The 15,518-nt window shown below is 36.5% G+C and carries 13 protein-coding genes; 5 read left to right on the top strand and 8 right to left on the bottom strand.

What is annotated here, in order from left to right; translation table 11 throughout:
• Positions 1-165: 165 nt before the first annotated feature.
• The gene (locus LB450_RS10175) at positions 166-2,679 is read right to left on the bottom strand and encodes a M14 metallopeptidase family protein (protein WP_224488128.1); all 2,514 of its coding nucleotides are present in this window, start codon (positions 2,677-2,679) and stop codon (positions 166-168) included.
• 213 nt (positions 2,680-2,892) lie between these two features.
• Here LB450_RS10175 and LB450_RS10170 point away from each other — a divergent pair, with 213 nt between their 5' ends.
• Positions 2,893-3,996: a TlpA disulfide reductase family protein gene (locus LB450_RS10170; RefSeq protein ID WP_224488126.1), complete on the top strand. Its 1,104-nt coding sequence runs from the start codon at positions 2,893-2,895 to the stop codon at positions 3,994-3,996.
• 76 nt (positions 3,997-4,072) lie between these two features.
• Here the strand turns inward: LB450_RS10170 and LB450_RS10165 are convergent, their stop codons facing one another.
• On the bottom strand, positions 4,073-5,368 hold the full coding sequence (locus LB450_RS10165; protein ID WP_224488116.1) for an NAD(P)/FAD-dependent oxidoreductase: 1,296 nt from the start codon (positions 5,366-5,368) through the stop codon (positions 4,073-4,075).
• A 91-nt stretch (positions 5,369-5,459) separates the two neighbouring features.
• Here LB450_RS10165 and LB450_RS10160 point away from each other — a divergent pair, with 91 nt between their 5' ends.
• The gene (locus LB450_RS10160; RefSeq protein WP_224488109.1) at positions 5,460-5,954 is read left to right on the top strand and encodes an RNA polymerase sigma factor; all 495 of its coding nucleotides are present in this window, start codon (positions 5,460-5,462) and stop codon (positions 5,952-5,954) included.
• A 2-nt stretch (positions 5,955-5,956) separates the two neighbouring features.
• The gene (locus LB450_RS10155) at positions 5,957-6,562 is read left to right on the top strand and encodes a hypothetical protein (protein WP_224488108.1); all 606 of its coding nucleotides are present in this window, start codon (positions 5,957-5,959) and stop codon (positions 6,560-6,562) included.
• A gap of 1 nt (position 6,563) precedes the next feature.
• On the opposite strand, the gene xerD is transcribed toward LB450_RS10155, so the two are convergent.
• On the bottom strand, positions 6,564-7,460 hold the full coding sequence (gene xerD, locus LB450_RS10150; protein WP_224488106.1) for a site-specific tyrosine recombinase XerD: 897 nt from the start codon (positions 7,458-7,460) through the stop codon (positions 6,564-6,566).
• Positions 7,461-7,574: 114 nt separating this feature from the next.
• Positions 7,575-8,024 carry a thioredoxin-dependent thiol peroxidase gene (gene bcp / locus LB450_RS10145; protein WP_224488105.1) on the bottom strand — a complete coding sequence of 150 codons (450 nt, stop codon included), beginning with the start codon at positions 8,022-8,024 and terminating at the stop codon, positions 7,575-7,577.
• A 29-nt stretch (positions 8,025-8,053) separates the two neighbouring features.
• Here bcp and LB450_RS10140 point away from each other — a divergent pair, with 29 nt between their 5' ends.
• Positions 8,054-8,722, top strand: a complete 669-nt coding sequence (locus LB450_RS10140) for an endonuclease III domain-containing protein (protein WP_224488103.1) — start codon at positions 8,054-8,056, stop codon at positions 8,720-8,722.
• Positions 8,723-8,756: 34 nt separating this feature from the next.
• Here the strand turns inward: LB450_RS10140 and LB450_RS10135 are convergent, their stop codons facing one another.
• Complete coding sequence (locus tag LB450_RS10135; protein WP_224488095.1) at positions 8,757-8,906, bottom strand: hypothetical protein; 150 nt, start codon at positions 8,904-8,906, stop codon at positions 8,757-8,759.
• Between the two features lie 52 nt (positions 8,907-8,958).
• The gene (locus LB450_RS10130) at positions 8,959-9,546 is read right to left on the bottom strand and encodes an RNA polymerase sigma factor (RefSeq protein ID WP_224488093.1); all 588 of its coding nucleotides are present in this window, start codon (positions 9,544-9,546) and stop codon (positions 8,959-8,961) included.
• 214 nt (positions 9,547-9,760) lie between these two features.
• Here LB450_RS10130 and uvrA point away from each other — a divergent pair, with 214 nt between their 5' ends.
• Positions 9,761-12,553, top strand: a complete 2,793-nt coding sequence (uvrA, locus tag LB450_RS10125; protein ID WP_224488091.1) for an excinuclease ABC subunit UvrA — start codon at positions 9,761-9,763, stop codon at positions 12,551-12,553.
• A 219-nt stretch (positions 12,554-12,772) separates the two neighbouring features.
• Here uvrA and LB450_RS10120 read toward each other — a convergent pair whose 3' ends face one another.
• Entirely contained in the window at positions 12,773-14,239 is a 1,467-nt protein-coding gene (locus tag LB450_RS10120; protein WP_224488082.1) for a lipopolysaccharide biosynthesis protein, read from the bottom strand.
• A 4-nt stretch (positions 14,240-14,243) separates the two neighbouring features.
• A complete protein-coding gene (locus LB450_RS10115) occupies positions 14,244-15,515 on the bottom strand; it encodes a glycosyltransferase family protein (protein WP_224488080.1) in 1,272 nt (423 codons plus the stop codon).
• Positions 15,516-15,518: the final 3 nt, after the last annotated feature.

The raw sequence follows: 15,518 nt of genomic DNA, 5'->3' as shown, positions 1-15,518 counted from the left end.
CCATGCAGAATGAAACACCGAGACTTAGGTAAAAATACTAAAGATTAATATCCTGAAATTAGATGCAATACAAATGAAAAGTGATAATATAAATTGATAAAAACAACTGAGAGGAATATAGGTAAATTGTCATCTCAGTTAATTTTCATCGTTTTTTTATAATTTTCATTCGGGAACATTAATTTTATCTCCTAAAAATAAAGCATTTAAAAACAGGCGGTTTGTTCCATACCATGACCCTCTAAAATTTGGATTATCTGCGAACATAACAACTCTTCCACTTCCAACTTTGCTAACGATTAAGGAGGCTGATGGCTTTAAATATTTTTCCATATTTTTTTCAGTAATAAATCCATCAATATGTGGATTTTCAGCATACTTAACTACTGTAGAGTATGCGTTTTTGCTTGGCTTCAACCACACGGTATTATTTTTATAAACCGGGATCTGATCATCTACAAAACCAAAGCCAAGAGGATGTGTGCGATCTATGTCGGCCTTTACAATAATTCCTCCAATATTTTCTTTACCCAGGTTCTCTGGAGAATCGACATAAGGTTTTCTTGAGACTACTGCTGTTGAATCTTTAGGATAAGTGGTTAGTTCTTCCTTTACCAACTCCTCTTTAATAGCCCATTCACTGGCAGTTCCTAATGTAATGAGGGTATTACCTCCATAGACCCAGTCTTTTATTTTCTGTAATTGTTTATCATTAAGATTATATTTCCCAGAAACCATAACCAATGTAGTATACTTATTCAAATCAGCTTTATTCAAATTGCGCATTGGAATTTTTGTAATTGGCATATGTACACGTGTATCCAAAAGATGCCATACTTCTCCAGCATCATAAGAGCGTACTCCTTCACCTATTAGCATAGCTGCTTTTGTTTCTTTAATAGGAGAAATGTTTCTACTGCCTAAGTCAACACCATCAAGGTTAAGACCCGTAGTTACATCAACCACGGGCACCTCATATTTTTCTTGAGCTTTTTTTACAATTTCAAAAACTTCATCACTTGATTGATCTTGAAGACTAACAGGAATCATAACTGCTCCATAGTTAAACAACTTCTTCTCCGCTCTATATTCTACAGTAAATGGTTTTGAAGAGATAGAGGCTACAAGACCCTTGTCCTGCATATATCTTAATGCTGCGGGTGCATTATAATCATCCCAGTCTAAAATATAAGCATATGCAGTTTTATTAATTGGAGTGATGTTAATAAGTCCATCTGTAGAAGTAATTTCATTGGTCAATGAAACCTTATTAACTGGTTTAGATTTCATATTATAAAAATTAGTAAGCGACCATGCCGAAGCGTCGTAATATACGCTATCACGATATTTATCATAAGTTTCAAACATCGTCTGTACCATTCTGTATTGGGGCTGATCTGTAGGAACCACAAACCTATCACCGTCTTCGTAAACCTCAATTTGATGCAATAATAATTTATCTATGAAGGCTTTAGTTCTATTTACATCTTTTGGATCTCCAAAACTATAGCCTCTAATTTTACTATTTGAGGCATTGGTCAAAGCTGACTTGAAAAAATTTTGTTGGTACTTACGCAAGTAGGCTTTGTTAGATACTGCTGTTTCTACTGTGGCTATACTAGATACATATTGATTTCTAATGGTAAAAGCAAAGGTGATTTCACCAAAAGCTGTAGTTTGTCTATGTCCCCTAGAACTGGCTTGTTCAAATAGCAAAGCGAGTCCACCTTGTAAGTCTGGATAGGACGAACCATAACCAGGATAAGTACCATCAAATACTTCTTTAGTAAAGTACAAAGAGCCAATGCTGTCCAAAGACTTTGCAAAAGCATTACCAAAAAGGGTATTCAAATCTTCATAGTTTTCTTTTGGCATAATAGGGTCCTGAGATGCATTGGGTTTCATAGGTTCAAAAAAATAGGTGCTTTGAGTTCCCATTTCATGAAAGTCTGTTACTACATTAGGATACCAGTTATGAAACCATTTTAACTTACCACGACTTTCAGGATTTACTGCTAGCAACCAGTCTCTGTTTAAATCAAACCAATAATGATTCGTTCTTCCCCCTGGCCAATATTCATTGTGTTCTGCATCTTGAGGGTCTGCTACTTCCGGACTTCCTTGATAAGTATTTGCCCATTGTGTATGACGATCTCTACCATCTGGATTTATGGTAGGATCTATAAAAATAACTGCGTTTTCCAGGTAATTTAATACCTCAGGTGTTTGAGAAGCTACAAGTGTGTACGCCATAAGTAAAGCAGCTTCAGAACTGCTGGGCTCATTGCCATGAACATTATAACCCAGATTTATAAAAACAGGAACTTCATCATAATTAGTTGGAGACTTAGAGGGATCAGTAAAAGCAAGGTGCTGACTTTTGATGCTCTCCATATTTGAGAAATTCTTGGGTGTCGTCACTGTAAGCATTACTAATTTTCTACCTTCATGTGTACGACCATATTCAGTCAGCGTAGCTTTTTCAGATAGTTCTGCCAACTTTTCCATATAAGCAACAATCAAATCATGCCGAGTATGGTGCTCTCCAATACCATATCCTAGAAAATCTTCTGGTGATGGTATCCCTTTATCGAAAGGTTGGTAATTTTCATAAAAGTAATTTTGAGAATGTAAGGCTGTGCCTAATAAGAGTAAAAGGCAAAATATTTTTTTACACATGAGTTTCCTTTTTGTTAATTGTTTAAATGTAAGATTATTTGAGAATTTATTTAACTACTCCTGAAAGTTAATATTTTTTAAACTTATGTCTCGTCTCTAAATCAGAATCAAACCAATAAAAATAAATTTAATTTAATTTTCATTTTTTTATTCTAATGTTATGACTATACTCAACTAGAGATGGTTATTTTTGAAAAATTAAAAATTAAAAAGATGAGAATATTAGTTAGCCTTTTGTTTACAGTAACACTTGTTGGATGCGATTCATCAAATCAGCTAAAAGGTTCTGTAGAAGATGTATCTGATGGAGCAAATGTATATCTTAATCAACTTGGCCCTCAGAATATACCCATTCCTTTAGATACAGTACAAGTTCAAAATAATTCTTTCACATTTGACTTAAACCCTGGCAAACAAGACATAAATCTTATTCAGATTGAAGGAGTTAACGGAAATATCATTTTTATTAATGATGCTAAACAAATTAAAATTGATGCTAATAAAGCTAATTTAAGAGATGCGAAAATTGAAGGAGGAGAGCATAACGAACTTTTGAAAGATTATATTGATATCATTTCTAGCTACACAAAAGACAGAGATTCAATCAGAGCTGAGTATCAAAAAGCTGCACAAAGGGGTGATGAAGTAGCTTACCTGGACATGCAATTAGATATAAAAAATTTAGAAAAAGAAGCCCAGGAAAATAGCTTGGAATTTATCCAAAACAATACACATTCTATAGTTGGTATGATGGCTTTGTCTGATGTAATGAATTCTAAAGCTATTCCACTCAACCAAATGAAAACACTTTACGAAAAATTTGATGATGAAGTAAAAGATACGCCGCTCGGAAAAAAACTAGGGCAAAATATAGCCGAAATCGGTGCTACGGATATTGGTGCCGAGGCTCCAAAATTTTCAGGTCCTACTCCAGATGGAGAAGAATTAGCGCTTGAAGATGTCATGGGAAAAGTTACATTAATTGATTTTTGGGCTTCTTGGTGTAAACCATGTCGAATAGAAAATCCGAATATTGTAAGCATTTATAAGGACTATAAAGACAAAGGATTTGCAGTTGTAGGTGTTTCTTTGGATAAACCCAACAATAAAGATGCCTGGGTAAGAGCCATTAAGGACGATCAACTCAACTGGAATCACATCTCGAATCTGGAATACTGGCAAGAACCTATTGCCAAGAAATATGGCGTAAGGGCTATTCCTGCAGCCTTCCTGATTGATGAAAACGGAATAATCATAGGAAAAGATCTGAGAGGTGATGATCTTAGAGAAAAAGTAAAAGAGGTTTTAGGAGAATAACATTTAAAGCTATAAAAAAAAGCGGGGGATTCATCAATAGGACTCCCCCGCTTTTTTTTGACCTCAAATAAACACTTTAATCTGGAGATTTTAGTTTATTAGCTTTAAAGGGTCTCACTATAAGTCTCGCTGCTCTATCATAATTGATATAACTATAGGTCCAGTTGAAAAAGGTTACTATTCTATTCCTGAAGCCCACCAGGAACCACAAATGAACAAACATCCATACAAACCAGGCGAAGGCTCCTCCAAATTTAAATTTATCTAGATCAACCACAGCTTTGTTTCTTCCAACTGTTGCCATTGTCCCCTTATCGAAATATTCAAAAGGTAAAAGGTCTTTTTTGTTGATGATTCGCACTAAGTTTTTGGCTAAATGTTTGCCCTGTTGGATAGCGGGTTGAGCAACCATAGGATGCCCCTTAGGATAGTCCTCACTCGTCATTAAGGCGATATCCCCAATAGCAAAAACATTGTCATAACCATCTATCTGGTTAAAGGTATTCACATTATAGCGGTTTGCTTTTTCCATTAAAGCCTCATTCTTAAGACCTTCTATCGCTGCACCAGTTACCCCGGCACTCCAGATAAAAGTTTCTGTATGGAATGTCAAATCTTCATTATTGGTTTTCACAACCTGATCTTCGTACGAATCCACAAACGTATTGAGATGAATTTCTACACCTAGCTCCTCAAGATATTTTTGAGCATTGGCAGAAGATTTGTCACTCATCGGCGGCAGGACTTTTTCTAAGCCCTCAATCAAATGAATATGAATATCTTCAGGATCTATATCTTGGTAATCTTTTGGGATCACATTTCTCCTTAATTCTGCTAAAGCACCACTAAGCTCAACCCCAGTAGGTCCTGCACCAGCAATTACAAAATTCAACAGAGCCTTTCTTCTTTCAGGATCTTCTGTTATAGTGGCTTCCTCAAAATTTTCTAAAATCAAACTTCTTAAGTTTAAAGCCTGAGGTACAGTCTTCATCCAGATGGCGTTTTCCTCCACACTTTTATTTCCAAAGAAATTGGTTTTGGAACCTGTGGCGATAACTAAATAATCATAGGTGATTTCGCCTATATTGGTTTTTATCACTTGCCTCTTATCATCAATATGCTGAACATCCGCCATTCTGAAGTAAGCGTCTCTGTTCCTTTTAAGGATTTTACGAATGGGGTAAGCAATAGAATCTGGCTCTAAACCCGATGTTGAAACCTGGTATAATAACGGTTGAAACGTGTGGTAATTCCTTTTGTCCAACATGACCACCTGAAAAGGTTTCTTTTCAAGTTTTCTTACCAAACTTACACCACCAAAACCACAGCCAATAATAACAACTCGTGGCAAATCTATAATTGGAACATTCATCTTAACAATTTTATGTCTAAATTAATTTAAATTAAGGCCAAGACTGTAACTTTTGATAATTTTAACGACTTACATACAGACCAAGTAAATTTTGAAAACAGACTTAGAAAAAAAATTTATAAATCTCCTTGAGGAACACCAAAACATCGCTCATAAGATTTGTAGGATGTACACCTACGATGCCGATGCTCATAAAAACCTTTTTCAAGAAATAACCGTCCAGTTATGGAAGGCTTACCCGAAATTTAGAGAAGAGTCGAAATTTAGTACCTGGATGTATCGTGTGGCTTTGAATACAGCCATTACCTTATTTAGAAAGAAAAAAAGAGGAATTCAAACCCTGCCCTGGGAAAATTTCGATTTCAAAATCTCTGCTGAAGGTTATGACAGCACGCTGGATGATAATTTAAAATTAATGTACGCTGCAATAAGAGAACTTAATGATATTGATAAAGCCTTGGTCCTTCTCTACCTGGAAGAGAAACCCTATACAGAAATCTCTGAAACCCTGGGAATTTCAGAAGTCAATGCAAGAGTGAAAATGAATAGAGTGAAGACTAAACTTAAAACTATTTTGAATCCTTGATTATGGATGAATTAGACCTTATTAAAAAAGACTGGCAAAAACGCTCCGAAAATTTGCCAAAATATACGCAAGATGAACTTATGCCTATGTTACATAAGAAATCATCTTCGAGCGTAAAGTGGATATTTATCATCAGCATCTTAGAGTTTGTATTCTGGTTAGCCCTTGATATATTAATATCTTCAGAAAATTACTTAGAAACTATCGAAAGTAAGGTGTTTATGTGGTTTTTGAAAGTAACCACCATTGTCAATTATATTGTCCTCTTTGGTTTTATCTATTTGTTTTGTAGAAATTACCTTCGCATTAAGGTGACCGATTCGGCCAAAAAACTGATGCGACAGATCATCAAGACAAGACAGGCTGTCAAATATTATGTGCGCTATAATATTGCTTTGTTTATCATCATTTTCATCATAAGTGGTGCCAGGGCTATTTTGATTCAAACCACCTTCAATACTCTCGAGTTCTGGATAGTTGCAGGCATCATGATGTTTATACTCCTTATCATTATTGGTTTATTAATCCTTTTTTATAAACTCCTCTACGGTATCTTAACCAAACGACTTTACAAAAATTATAAGATTTTAACCAAAATGGAGGTATAAATCAAGCCCTTGGATGGAATTGTTCCAAGACAGACCTTAGATGTGTTTTATCCAGATGCATGTAGATTTCTGTGGTCGTAATGCTTTCGTGACCCAGCATTTGTTGTATAACTCTCAAGTTAGCTCCATTTTCTAAAAGATGGGTCGCAAATGAGTGTCTAAAGGTATGCGGGCTTATTTTCTTCTGAATATGAGCCTCTACAGCTAATTGTTTTACGATAGTAAAAATCATGGCTCTCGTTAACTGAGCACCACGTCTGTTTAAAAATAAAATATCCTTAAACTCTGGCTTTGGATCCTGATGAATTCTTACTTCATCTTTATATAGCTCAATAAACTTTTGGGTGTAGGAATTAATCGGCACTAATCGTTCCTTATTTCCCTTACCAACAACTTTTATAAATCCTTCTTCAAAATGAAGATGTGAAATCTTCAAACCAGTGAGTTCGCTAACGCGAAGTCCACACCCATAAAGCGTTTCTATGATAGCTTTGTTACGCTGTCCCTGAGGATGGGATAAGTCAATAGCATTGATAAGCTTATCAATTTCTTTGGTAGATAGGGTATCCGGGAGTTTTCTACCCAGACGTGGAGATTCTATAAGTTCTAATGGATTAGATTTTCTATAATTTTCGAAAATCAAATAATCAAAAAAACTTTTCAAGCCTGAAATTAATCTGGCTTGCGACCGTTCATTCAAGAGTTTCGAAATAGTATAAATAAACCCTTGAATATCTTCTTCAGTAATATCTTCAGGAGAAACATTCAGGTCAAATTCAGAGAGGTAATTGACCAGTTTTAAAATGTCCAGCCGATAATTCTGAATGGTATTATCGGCCAGACCTCTTTCTATCTTAAGGTAATATGTAAAATCCTGAATTGCCTGCTCCCATTTCATGACACCAAATTACATTATTTCTTGGTTTATCAACCTCATCGAGATAAGCATCCAAAAGAAAGCACCCTAGGAACTTTATCTGTATAGTCCACTAACTAAACTCTCGTTGAGGGATTAAAGAATTTGTTCGGAGTGCGCTTTGGTTTTCACTTTGGAGATAACGTCTTCAAGCACGCCTTCTTCATTGATAACAAAGGTAGTTCTGTGGATTCCATCGTATTCTTTTCCCATAAATTTCTTTGGACCCCACACGCCGAAAGCTTCGATGACTTCTTTGTCTTCATCTGCAAGCAATGGAAATGGTAGCTCATATTTATTTTTAAAGTTTTGCTGGCGCTTGGCAGAATCTGCACTCACCCCAATTATGTCATAACCTTTGGCCTGAAAAGTTTCCCAGTTATCTCTCAGGTTACAGGCTTCGGCAGTGCATCCAGGGGTGCTCGCTTTTGGATAAAAGAAAACGAGTAATTTTTTTCCTTCATAATCTTTAAGCGTGTGCACATTTCCGTCTTGGTCTTTAGCTTCAAAATTCGGAGCTTTATCTCCAGCTTTAAGTGTTGTCATAATTCCTATTTTTGTTTAAAAGTAAAGCAATGAAAAAATCTGAAAAAGTAGATTTCGTTATAAATACGTTAAAGGACTTATACCCTACCATTCCAATCCCCTTAGACCACAAAGATCCTTACACATTATTGATTGCGGTTTTACTTTCAGCGCAAAGCACTGACGTCAAAGTGAATCAAATTACGCCACTTCTTTTCGAACAGGCCGATAATCCCTGGGATATGGTCAAAATGAGTCCAGATCAAATACGAGAAATCATCAAGCCTGTGGGCTTATCTCCGATGAAATCCAAAGGAATCCATGGCCTCTCCAAAATCCTTATAGAAAAATATAAGGGTAAAGTACCCAACGACATGGAAGCTTTAGAAGAATTTCCTGCGGTAGGTCACAAAACAGCTTCTGTTGTACTGGCACAGGCCTTTGGAGTACCTACATTTCCTGTAGACACGCATATTCACAGGTTAATGTACCGCTGGAATCTTAGTACTGGTAAAAATGTACAACAAACCGAAAAAGATGCCAAGCGGCTATTTCCTGAAGACGTCTGGAACGATTTGCACTTACAAATCATCTGGTATGGCAGGGAGTACTCTCCAGCCAGAGGCTGGGATTTGGATAAAGACATCATCACCAAAACGATTGGCCGGAAATCTGTGATCAAAGCCTACGACAAGAAAAAAGCTTCCAAATCTAAATAAGGAAGCTTATTTGTTTTTTTTAAAAATTAATAAGTTAATTCTGAATGCTGTCGAACTGTAAATCTTTATACCGAACAATGCTTAGAGCCTTGGAAAAATCCAAAATACTCTTGATGGTTTTTGCTGAAGGTTTCACCGGTTTAGAAGACAGTTCAGAAACTTCATTTGAGTAAATTTTCGCCATATTTTTGATTTTATATAACGAAAACGCAGATAAAAATGAATTATTGCATGTACTAATTCGTTAAAACCACCTGGTGCTTTTCAATGATCTTTCTCAAATTGATTAAGGCATACCTCATTCTTCCTAAAGCCGTATTAATACTTACGTCGGTTTTTAAGGCAATATCTTTAAAACTCATTTCCTTAAATATTCGCATTTCTAAGACTTCAAGCTGATCCTGTGGTAATTCCTGAATAAGTTCATGGAGGTCTGTGTCTATTTGATCTTTGATGATTTTTCGCTCTGCGTTAAGATCACCATCAGTCATAAAGTCAAGAATATCAAAATCTCCTTTTCCTTCAAATTTTGGCATTCTGTTGCTTTTTCGAAAATGATCGATAACAAGGTTATGTGCTATCCTCATGACCCATGGTAAAAACTTTCCTTCTTCGTTATACTTTCCACGTTTCAGCGTTCGTATAACTTTAATAAAGGTGTCCTGAAAAATATCTTCTGCAAGGTCCTTATCGTATACCTTAGAAAATATAAAACCAAAAATCTTTTGCTGGTGTCTGTTGATTAATATCGAAAGTGATTGCTCATCACCTTCAATGTACTGCTTTACTAGAAAAGCTTCGGAAGATATTGAAGTCCTATTCATAAGTCTTTTACTTAAATAAAACCAGCTTCGAAAAGCGGCTTTTGTTATTAAATGAGTTTAAGTAAAAGTGTTATATAGGCTTTATTTTAAGTGGCTAATATATAAATATAACTTAAGCCACTATAACCCGTTAATAATTTTAACATATTATGAATCAGTGTATAAGTCTGTTTTGGGTGGACAAATCTTTATATTTGCGACATTCCGCACATATATGAAACATTCAGACTTAGATAAAATAGACCCCAAAGAATTCATCATTATCAAAGGAGCAAAGCTTCACAATTTAAAAAATATTGATGTTGTTATCCCAAGAAATAAACTCGTCGTCATCACAGGGCTTTCAGGTTCCGGAAAATCGAGTCTCGCCTTTGATACACTTTATGCTGAAGGCCAAAGACGCTATGTAGAAAGTCTTTCTGCGTATGCCAGACAATTTCTAGGACGTCTGGACAAACCAAAAGTAGATTACATCAAAGGCATTGCCCCAGCCATCGCCATAGAACAAAAGGTAAATTCAACCAACCCGCGTTCAACAGTTGGAACCTCTACCGAAATTTATGATTACTTAAAATTGCTTTATGCCCGAATAGGCAAAACCATTTCTCCTATTTCAGGTAAGCAAGTCAAAAAACATACGGTGACCGATGTGGTTGATTTTATCAAGTCACAGGAAGAAAACAAAAAACTACTTCTCCTCGCTCCTATTACTTTAGAAAATAAACGCACGGTTGAAGAGAAAATAAATATTCTTCAGCAACAGGGGTTTAGTAGGATAAAAGTGGATAACAAGGTTCTGAAAATAAGTGAAGCTCAAAGTCAAAAGATTTCAAAAACGAGTCAACTTTCCATTGTTGTAGATAGAATTGTGGTAAAAGACGATGAAGATTTTTATAACCGATTGGCAGATTCTATTCAGAATGCTTTTTTTGAGGGAAAAGGAGAACTCAATATTGAAGATGTTTCTACAAATGAAATCACCAATTTCAACAACAAATTTGAATTGGATGGCATGCTGTTCACCGAACCAAATGCACATCTTTTCAGTTTTAATAATCCTATTGGTGCATGTCCAAAATGTGAAGGCTATGGCGATATTGTTGATATCGATGAAGCATTGGTGATTCCAAACACGGGACTTAGTGTTTACGAAGGTGCTATCGCACCCTGGAAAGGTGAGACCCTAGGCTGGTATAAAAAAGAATTTATAAAACACGCCCACAATTTTGATTTTCCTGTTCACACCCCATATTTCGAATTGACTGAAGACCAGAAAAACATCATTTGGAATGGAAATCAATATGTTACCGGGATCAATGAATTCTTTGAAGCTGTTAAATCTAAAGCTTACAAAATTCAGAATAGAGTTTTGTTATCCAGATATCGAGGGAGAACGCGGTGTCCCGAATGTAAAGGACGACGATTAAAGAAAGAAGCGACTTACGTGAAAATCAATGCTATTGATATCACTCAGCTCGTGGATTTACCCATCGATCAAGTCAGTTCATTTTTCAAAGACCTGAAACTCAGCGAGCATGATGAGAATATTGGAAAACGCCTATTAAAAGAAGTCAATAGCAGGCTCAAGTTTTTATTGGATGTTGGTCTGACTTATTTAACTTTAAATAGAAAATCCAACACCCTTTCTGGAGGAGAGTCACAGCGAATTAATCTGGCGACTTCACTAGGAAGTAGCTTAGTGGGCTCGATGTATATTCTGGATGAACCTTCCATAGGATTGCATTCCAAAGACAACGAACGACTTATTGAAGTTTTGAAAGACCTTAGAGATCTTGGCAACACAGTCATCGTTGTGGAGCACGATGAAGACATCATGAAAGCTGCAGATTATATCATCGATATTGGCCCTGAAGCTGGTACCCATGGGGGTGATCTTGTAGCTGAAGGAACTTATAAGCAAATTCTGAGGGCAAATTCACTCACCTCGCAATACCTCAATGGTAAGATGGAAATTGAAGTTCCAAAGAAAAGACGAACTTCTAAATCTTATGTTGAACTAAAGGGCGCTCGCGAACACAACCTTAAAAATATTACAGTAAAAGTTCCTCTAGACTGTTTTGTAGCCATTACAGGAGTTTCTGGAAGTGGCAAAAGTACACTGGTGAAAAATATTCTTTATCCGGCTATGATTAAACAAAATGGCGGCTATGGTACCAAAGCAGGTCAGTTTGATGGCATTGATGGGAATTTTAAACACATCAGGCAAATAGAATATGTTGATCAGAATCCTATTGGAAGATCTTCGAGATCCAATCCAGTAACTTACATCAAAGCTTACGATGACATCCGAAATCTTTTTGCCAAGCAAAAGCTTTCCAAAATAAGAAATTTTAAGCCTAAGCATTTTAGTTTTAATGTGGAAGGCGGGCGTTGCGACACTTGCGAAGGTGAGGGTGAAGTAACTATCGAAATGCAGTTTATGGCAGATGTGCACTTGGAATGCGAAGCCTGTAAAGGAAAACGTTTTAAGCAGCAGGTTTTGGATGTGGAATTTGAAGGTAAAAACATAGATGATATTCTTACGATGACTATCGATGATGCTATGGATTTCTTTTCTTCTCACAATGAATCTAAAATCTCCAATAAGCTGGAAGCTCTTCATAGCGTTGGACTTGGATATGTGACTTTAGGTCAGAGTTCCTCAACACTTTCTGGTGGCGAAGCTCAGCGTATCAAGTTAGCTTCTTTTTTAACCAAAGGTAAAAACGCAGATAAAACTTTATTCATTTTTGATGAACCTACAACAGGACTCCATTTTCACGATATCCGTAAATTATTGAAATCTTTTGAAGCTTTAATCGAAAACGGCCATAGTGTGATTGTTATCGAACATAACATCGACCTCATCAAATGCGCCGATCATGTGATGGATTTAGGACCTGAAGGCGGCATAAACGGCGGACAACTTGTTGCTGAAGGTACACCCGAAGAAGTATCTAAAGTAAAGTCCTCATTTACAGGACAGTATTTAAAGCCTAAAGTCTAATTCTGTAAGTGTTAATAAGATTTGAGGGCGATGCCCCCAAAGTCATAACTGATAATTTTAATTTGAAAGCCCAGGAGAATATGAAGGAGCGTTGGCCCTGACATTTTCTTAAGGGGCGTAGCCCTGACATCTTCGTAAGGAGCATTAGCTCTGATATCTTCGTAAGGGACTTAGCCCTGACATCTTTGTAAAGGCGTTAGCCCTGATATCTTTGTGTAGCTACGGGGTTTTCTTTTGAAGGACTTTTAGATAAAAATTGGTCAAATCTTCAGAGAGTCTTCCTTTCAGGCTGATGAAGAGATAGAGAATACTAATCAGTATAGATTTAAATATAATATTGAGAAGGGCATAATCAGTAGTAAAATCCCAGAAATAAAAACTTGCAGTTAAGACTGAAATTACTAAAAAGATATACAGACTTCTTCTATTGAATGGATGAATTCCAAAAGTCGTTCTCACAAACAGAAGTTTGAAGATATTATACACTAAAAAAGAAACGAATGTAGCGTAAGCTGCTCCATAAATACCATGCAAGGGAATCAACCAAACATTCAGTAAAAAAGCAACACCAACCAAGACAACTCCAGCAACAAGAACGGTTTTATAATATTTTGAATTGAAAATAATGCTGTTGTTATTACCTAATACATTATCGCTCAACTTCACCAAACTGATTAAAAAAACAATGCTCACCCCCACTCTATAAGGTTCTGGAATAATTTCATAAAGTTGATGAACATTCGTGATAATAAGTATGAAAACAAATCCACTGATCACAAATAGCGTGTTGGAACTCCTCACATAAAGGTCTTTCAGCAATTCATTATCACCATGATTGAGGTATTTGGCAGTTATAGGATTGGTGATTTGGTGCATAGCTTTGGAAGGCACGGCAATCACCGTAGCTATATAAATGGCAATTCCGTAAATGGACACATTTTCTATAGGCATGAAGTATTCTATCATTACTTTATCCAGATCAAACAAGGCCACCGCAACAGTGCCTGCAATGAAAATAAGCAGAGAATAATTCATCAAATCCTTCAGTCTGGCTGGCAGCTGAAAGCTGAATTTCGGCAGATAAAGTTTAAACGCATACCCAAGCATCACTAGAGTTCTTAAAATAAAAACGCCGATGAGTAGGTAAATGAAAAGGTGAACGCTAATAAATTCAGCATAAAGAAAAAGAAGTAAGATGCTAATGGCGAGTCTGTGAAAAACTTCCCGCATGATAGTTCCAAAAACGCTTTTGAACTGGACTTTTGCCCAGGCAAAAAAGACTTCGAAATAAGCGGTTGTCATGGCGATCACGAAAATTCCCCAAATGTAGGGTTGTACCAAATCGTTATCACCTTCGAAATACTGCAGCAAAGTATCGTAAAAAACGAAACCGACGATTCCTATTAGAAGTCCAAGAGCTAAAGGCAAAAACAATGCAAAATTGAGCAGCCTATCTGTATCGATTTTGGTAGTATAGCTGGTGTAAAATTTAACAATCGTGTTATGGACACCGAGCGCCATGAATGGCCAGAATAAGTTTCCTGCCGACAATAGAAACGTGACCAAACCGTAATACTCTGTGGTGAGGAATTTCGGGTATAAAAGCAAGACATTGAGGGCGCCAATTCCAAAACCTAAATAGGTGGAAATGAGGTTGTTGAAGGATTGCTTGGCGACGATTCCCATTGGGTTACTTGATAAGTTGAGTCAACTTTTGAGTTAAATTTCTACGGCTATAGTGTTCTATATTTTTGGTACCGGCTTTTAATTTTCCATTTAGAAAAGCTTTAAAAGACTTTTCTATATAAGACTTTAATCGCTTTTTTTCATCATAGGTAAAGCAATCGCCAGAATGGGTTTCAGAAATAATTTTCCCAACGTCCCAACCCTCAGGTCCTATGGCCAGAATAGGCCGTTTAGAGGCTAAATATTCAAAAAGTTTACCTGGAATAATTCCGCGAGTTTCTGGTTTATCGATTTCGATAAGGAGGAGCATTTGAGAGGTTCGTTGACTTTCGACCGCATCCTTATGATTGAGATAGCCAACCACACTCACAAAGTTTTTAAGTCCGGCTTCGTGAGCTGACTTCAATACACTTTCACTTATTTTTCCTATCAGTTTAAGCTCAAAAAAATCTTTAAAAACAAGACTCTCTTCAATCAATTCTGAAAAGACTTCCCATAAAATCTTTGGGTCTCTATCATTTAATAAGGAGCCAATATGGGAAACGGTGAAATTTTCGCTTAACTCAGCATCTACCGAAATTTCCTCATAGCCATTGGTGATGACTTCTATAGGAGTTTTGGTTTTTTGCTCAAATTCAGCTTTGGTTTGAAAACTGGTAACTACCAGTTGGTCTGCTGAATTTAATACGTAGCTCTCTAATGAAAGATGTTTTTGCTTAGACTTTTCGGTAAGTTTTAAGGCTGAATGATAACCAATTGTCGTCCAGGGATCTCTAAAGTCTGCAATCCATTGAAGTTCAGGATAAATTTCTTTCAAGCCTGAACCAATAAGGTGCAAGCTATGCGGAGGGCCTGTAGTGATGATGGTTTCAATTTCATGATTTTGAATATAATCTTTCAAAAATGAAATGGAAGGCTTCACCCATAGCATCCTCGCATCGGGAATGAAGAAATTGCCTCTAATATAAAGCATCATTCGCTCTTTCCAGGATTGCTTTTTCTTGGATTTTATAATCCCGCTGCTGATGGTTTTAGAATTGGATTTTGACAATACTTCAGCTAATGCATAAGGTTCAAAAATAGATTTCTCAATTACTCTGACTTTTTGACTTGCATCGAGAGAAGCATCCTTTATGGGATAACTTGGGTTTTGGGGCTTATAAACTATAGGTTGCAAACCAAACTTCGGAAGATGTTTAGAAAATTGGAGCCAGCGTTGCACTCCAGGACCTCCGGCTGGTGGCCAGTAGTATGTGATTATTAAAACTTTTTTCATCTT

The organism is Psychroflexus curvus (assembly GCF_020164585.1).
In the GTDB taxonomy this organism is placed as follows: Bacteria; Bacteroidota; Bacteroidia; order Flavobacteriales; family Flavobacteriaceae; genus Psychroflexus; species Psychroflexus curvus.
The sequence above is the reverse complement of the archived record's forward strand: the minus strand, read 5'-3'. Positions and strand labels throughout refer to the sequence as shown.

What these genes read in the sequence shown, in the direction of transcription:
- LB450_RS10120 (WP_224488082.1), bottom strand. Translation starts at nt 14,239, where the DNA reads ATGGGAATCGTCGCCAAGCAATCCTTCAACAACCTCATTTCCACCTAT.
- uvrA (WP_224488091.1), top strand. Translation starts at nt 9,761, where the DNA reads ATGAAACATTCAGACTTAGATAAAATAGACCCCAAAGAATTCATCATT.
- LB450_RS10170 (WP_224488126.1), top strand. Translation starts at nt 2,893, where the DNA reads ATGAGAATATTAGTTAGCCTTTTGTTTACAGTAACACTTGTTGGATGC.
- LB450_RS10115 (WP_224488080.1), bottom strand. Translation starts at nt 15,515, where the DNA reads ATGAAAAAAGTTTTAATAATCACATACTACTGGCCACCAGCCGGAGGT.
- LB450_RS10165 (WP_224488116.1), bottom strand. Translation starts at nt 5,368, where the DNA reads ATGAATGTTCCAATTATAGATTTGCCACGAGTTGTTATTATTGGCTGT.
- xerD (WP_224488106.1), bottom strand. Translation starts at nt 7,460, where the DNA reads ATGAAATGGGAGCAGGCAATTCAGGATTTTACATATTACCTTAAGATA.
- LB450_RS10175 (WP_224488128.1), bottom strand. Translation starts at nt 2,679, where the DNA reads ATGTGTAAAAAAATATTTTGCCTTTTACTCTTATTAGGCACAGCCTTA.
- bcp (WP_224488105.1), bottom strand. Translation starts at nt 8,024, where the DNA reads ATGACAACACTTAAAGCTGGAGATAAAGCTCCGAATTTTGAAGCTAAA.
- LB450_RS10155 (WP_224488108.1), top strand. Translation starts at nt 5,957, where the DNA reads ATGGATGAATTAGACCTTATTAAAAAAGACTGGCAAAAACGCTCCGAA.
- LB450_RS10130 (WP_224488093.1), bottom strand. Translation starts at nt 9,546, where the DNA reads ATGAATAGGACTTCAATATCTTCCGAAGCTTTTCTAGTAAAGCAGTAC.
- LB450_RS10135 (WP_224488095.1), bottom strand. Translation starts at nt 8,906, where the DNA reads ATGGCGAAAATTTACTCAAATGAAGTTTCTGAACTGTCTTCTAAACCG.
- LB450_RS10140 (WP_224488103.1), top strand. Translation starts at nt 8,054, where the DNA reads ATGAAAAAATCTGAAAAAGTAGATTTCGTTATAAATACGTTAAAGGAC.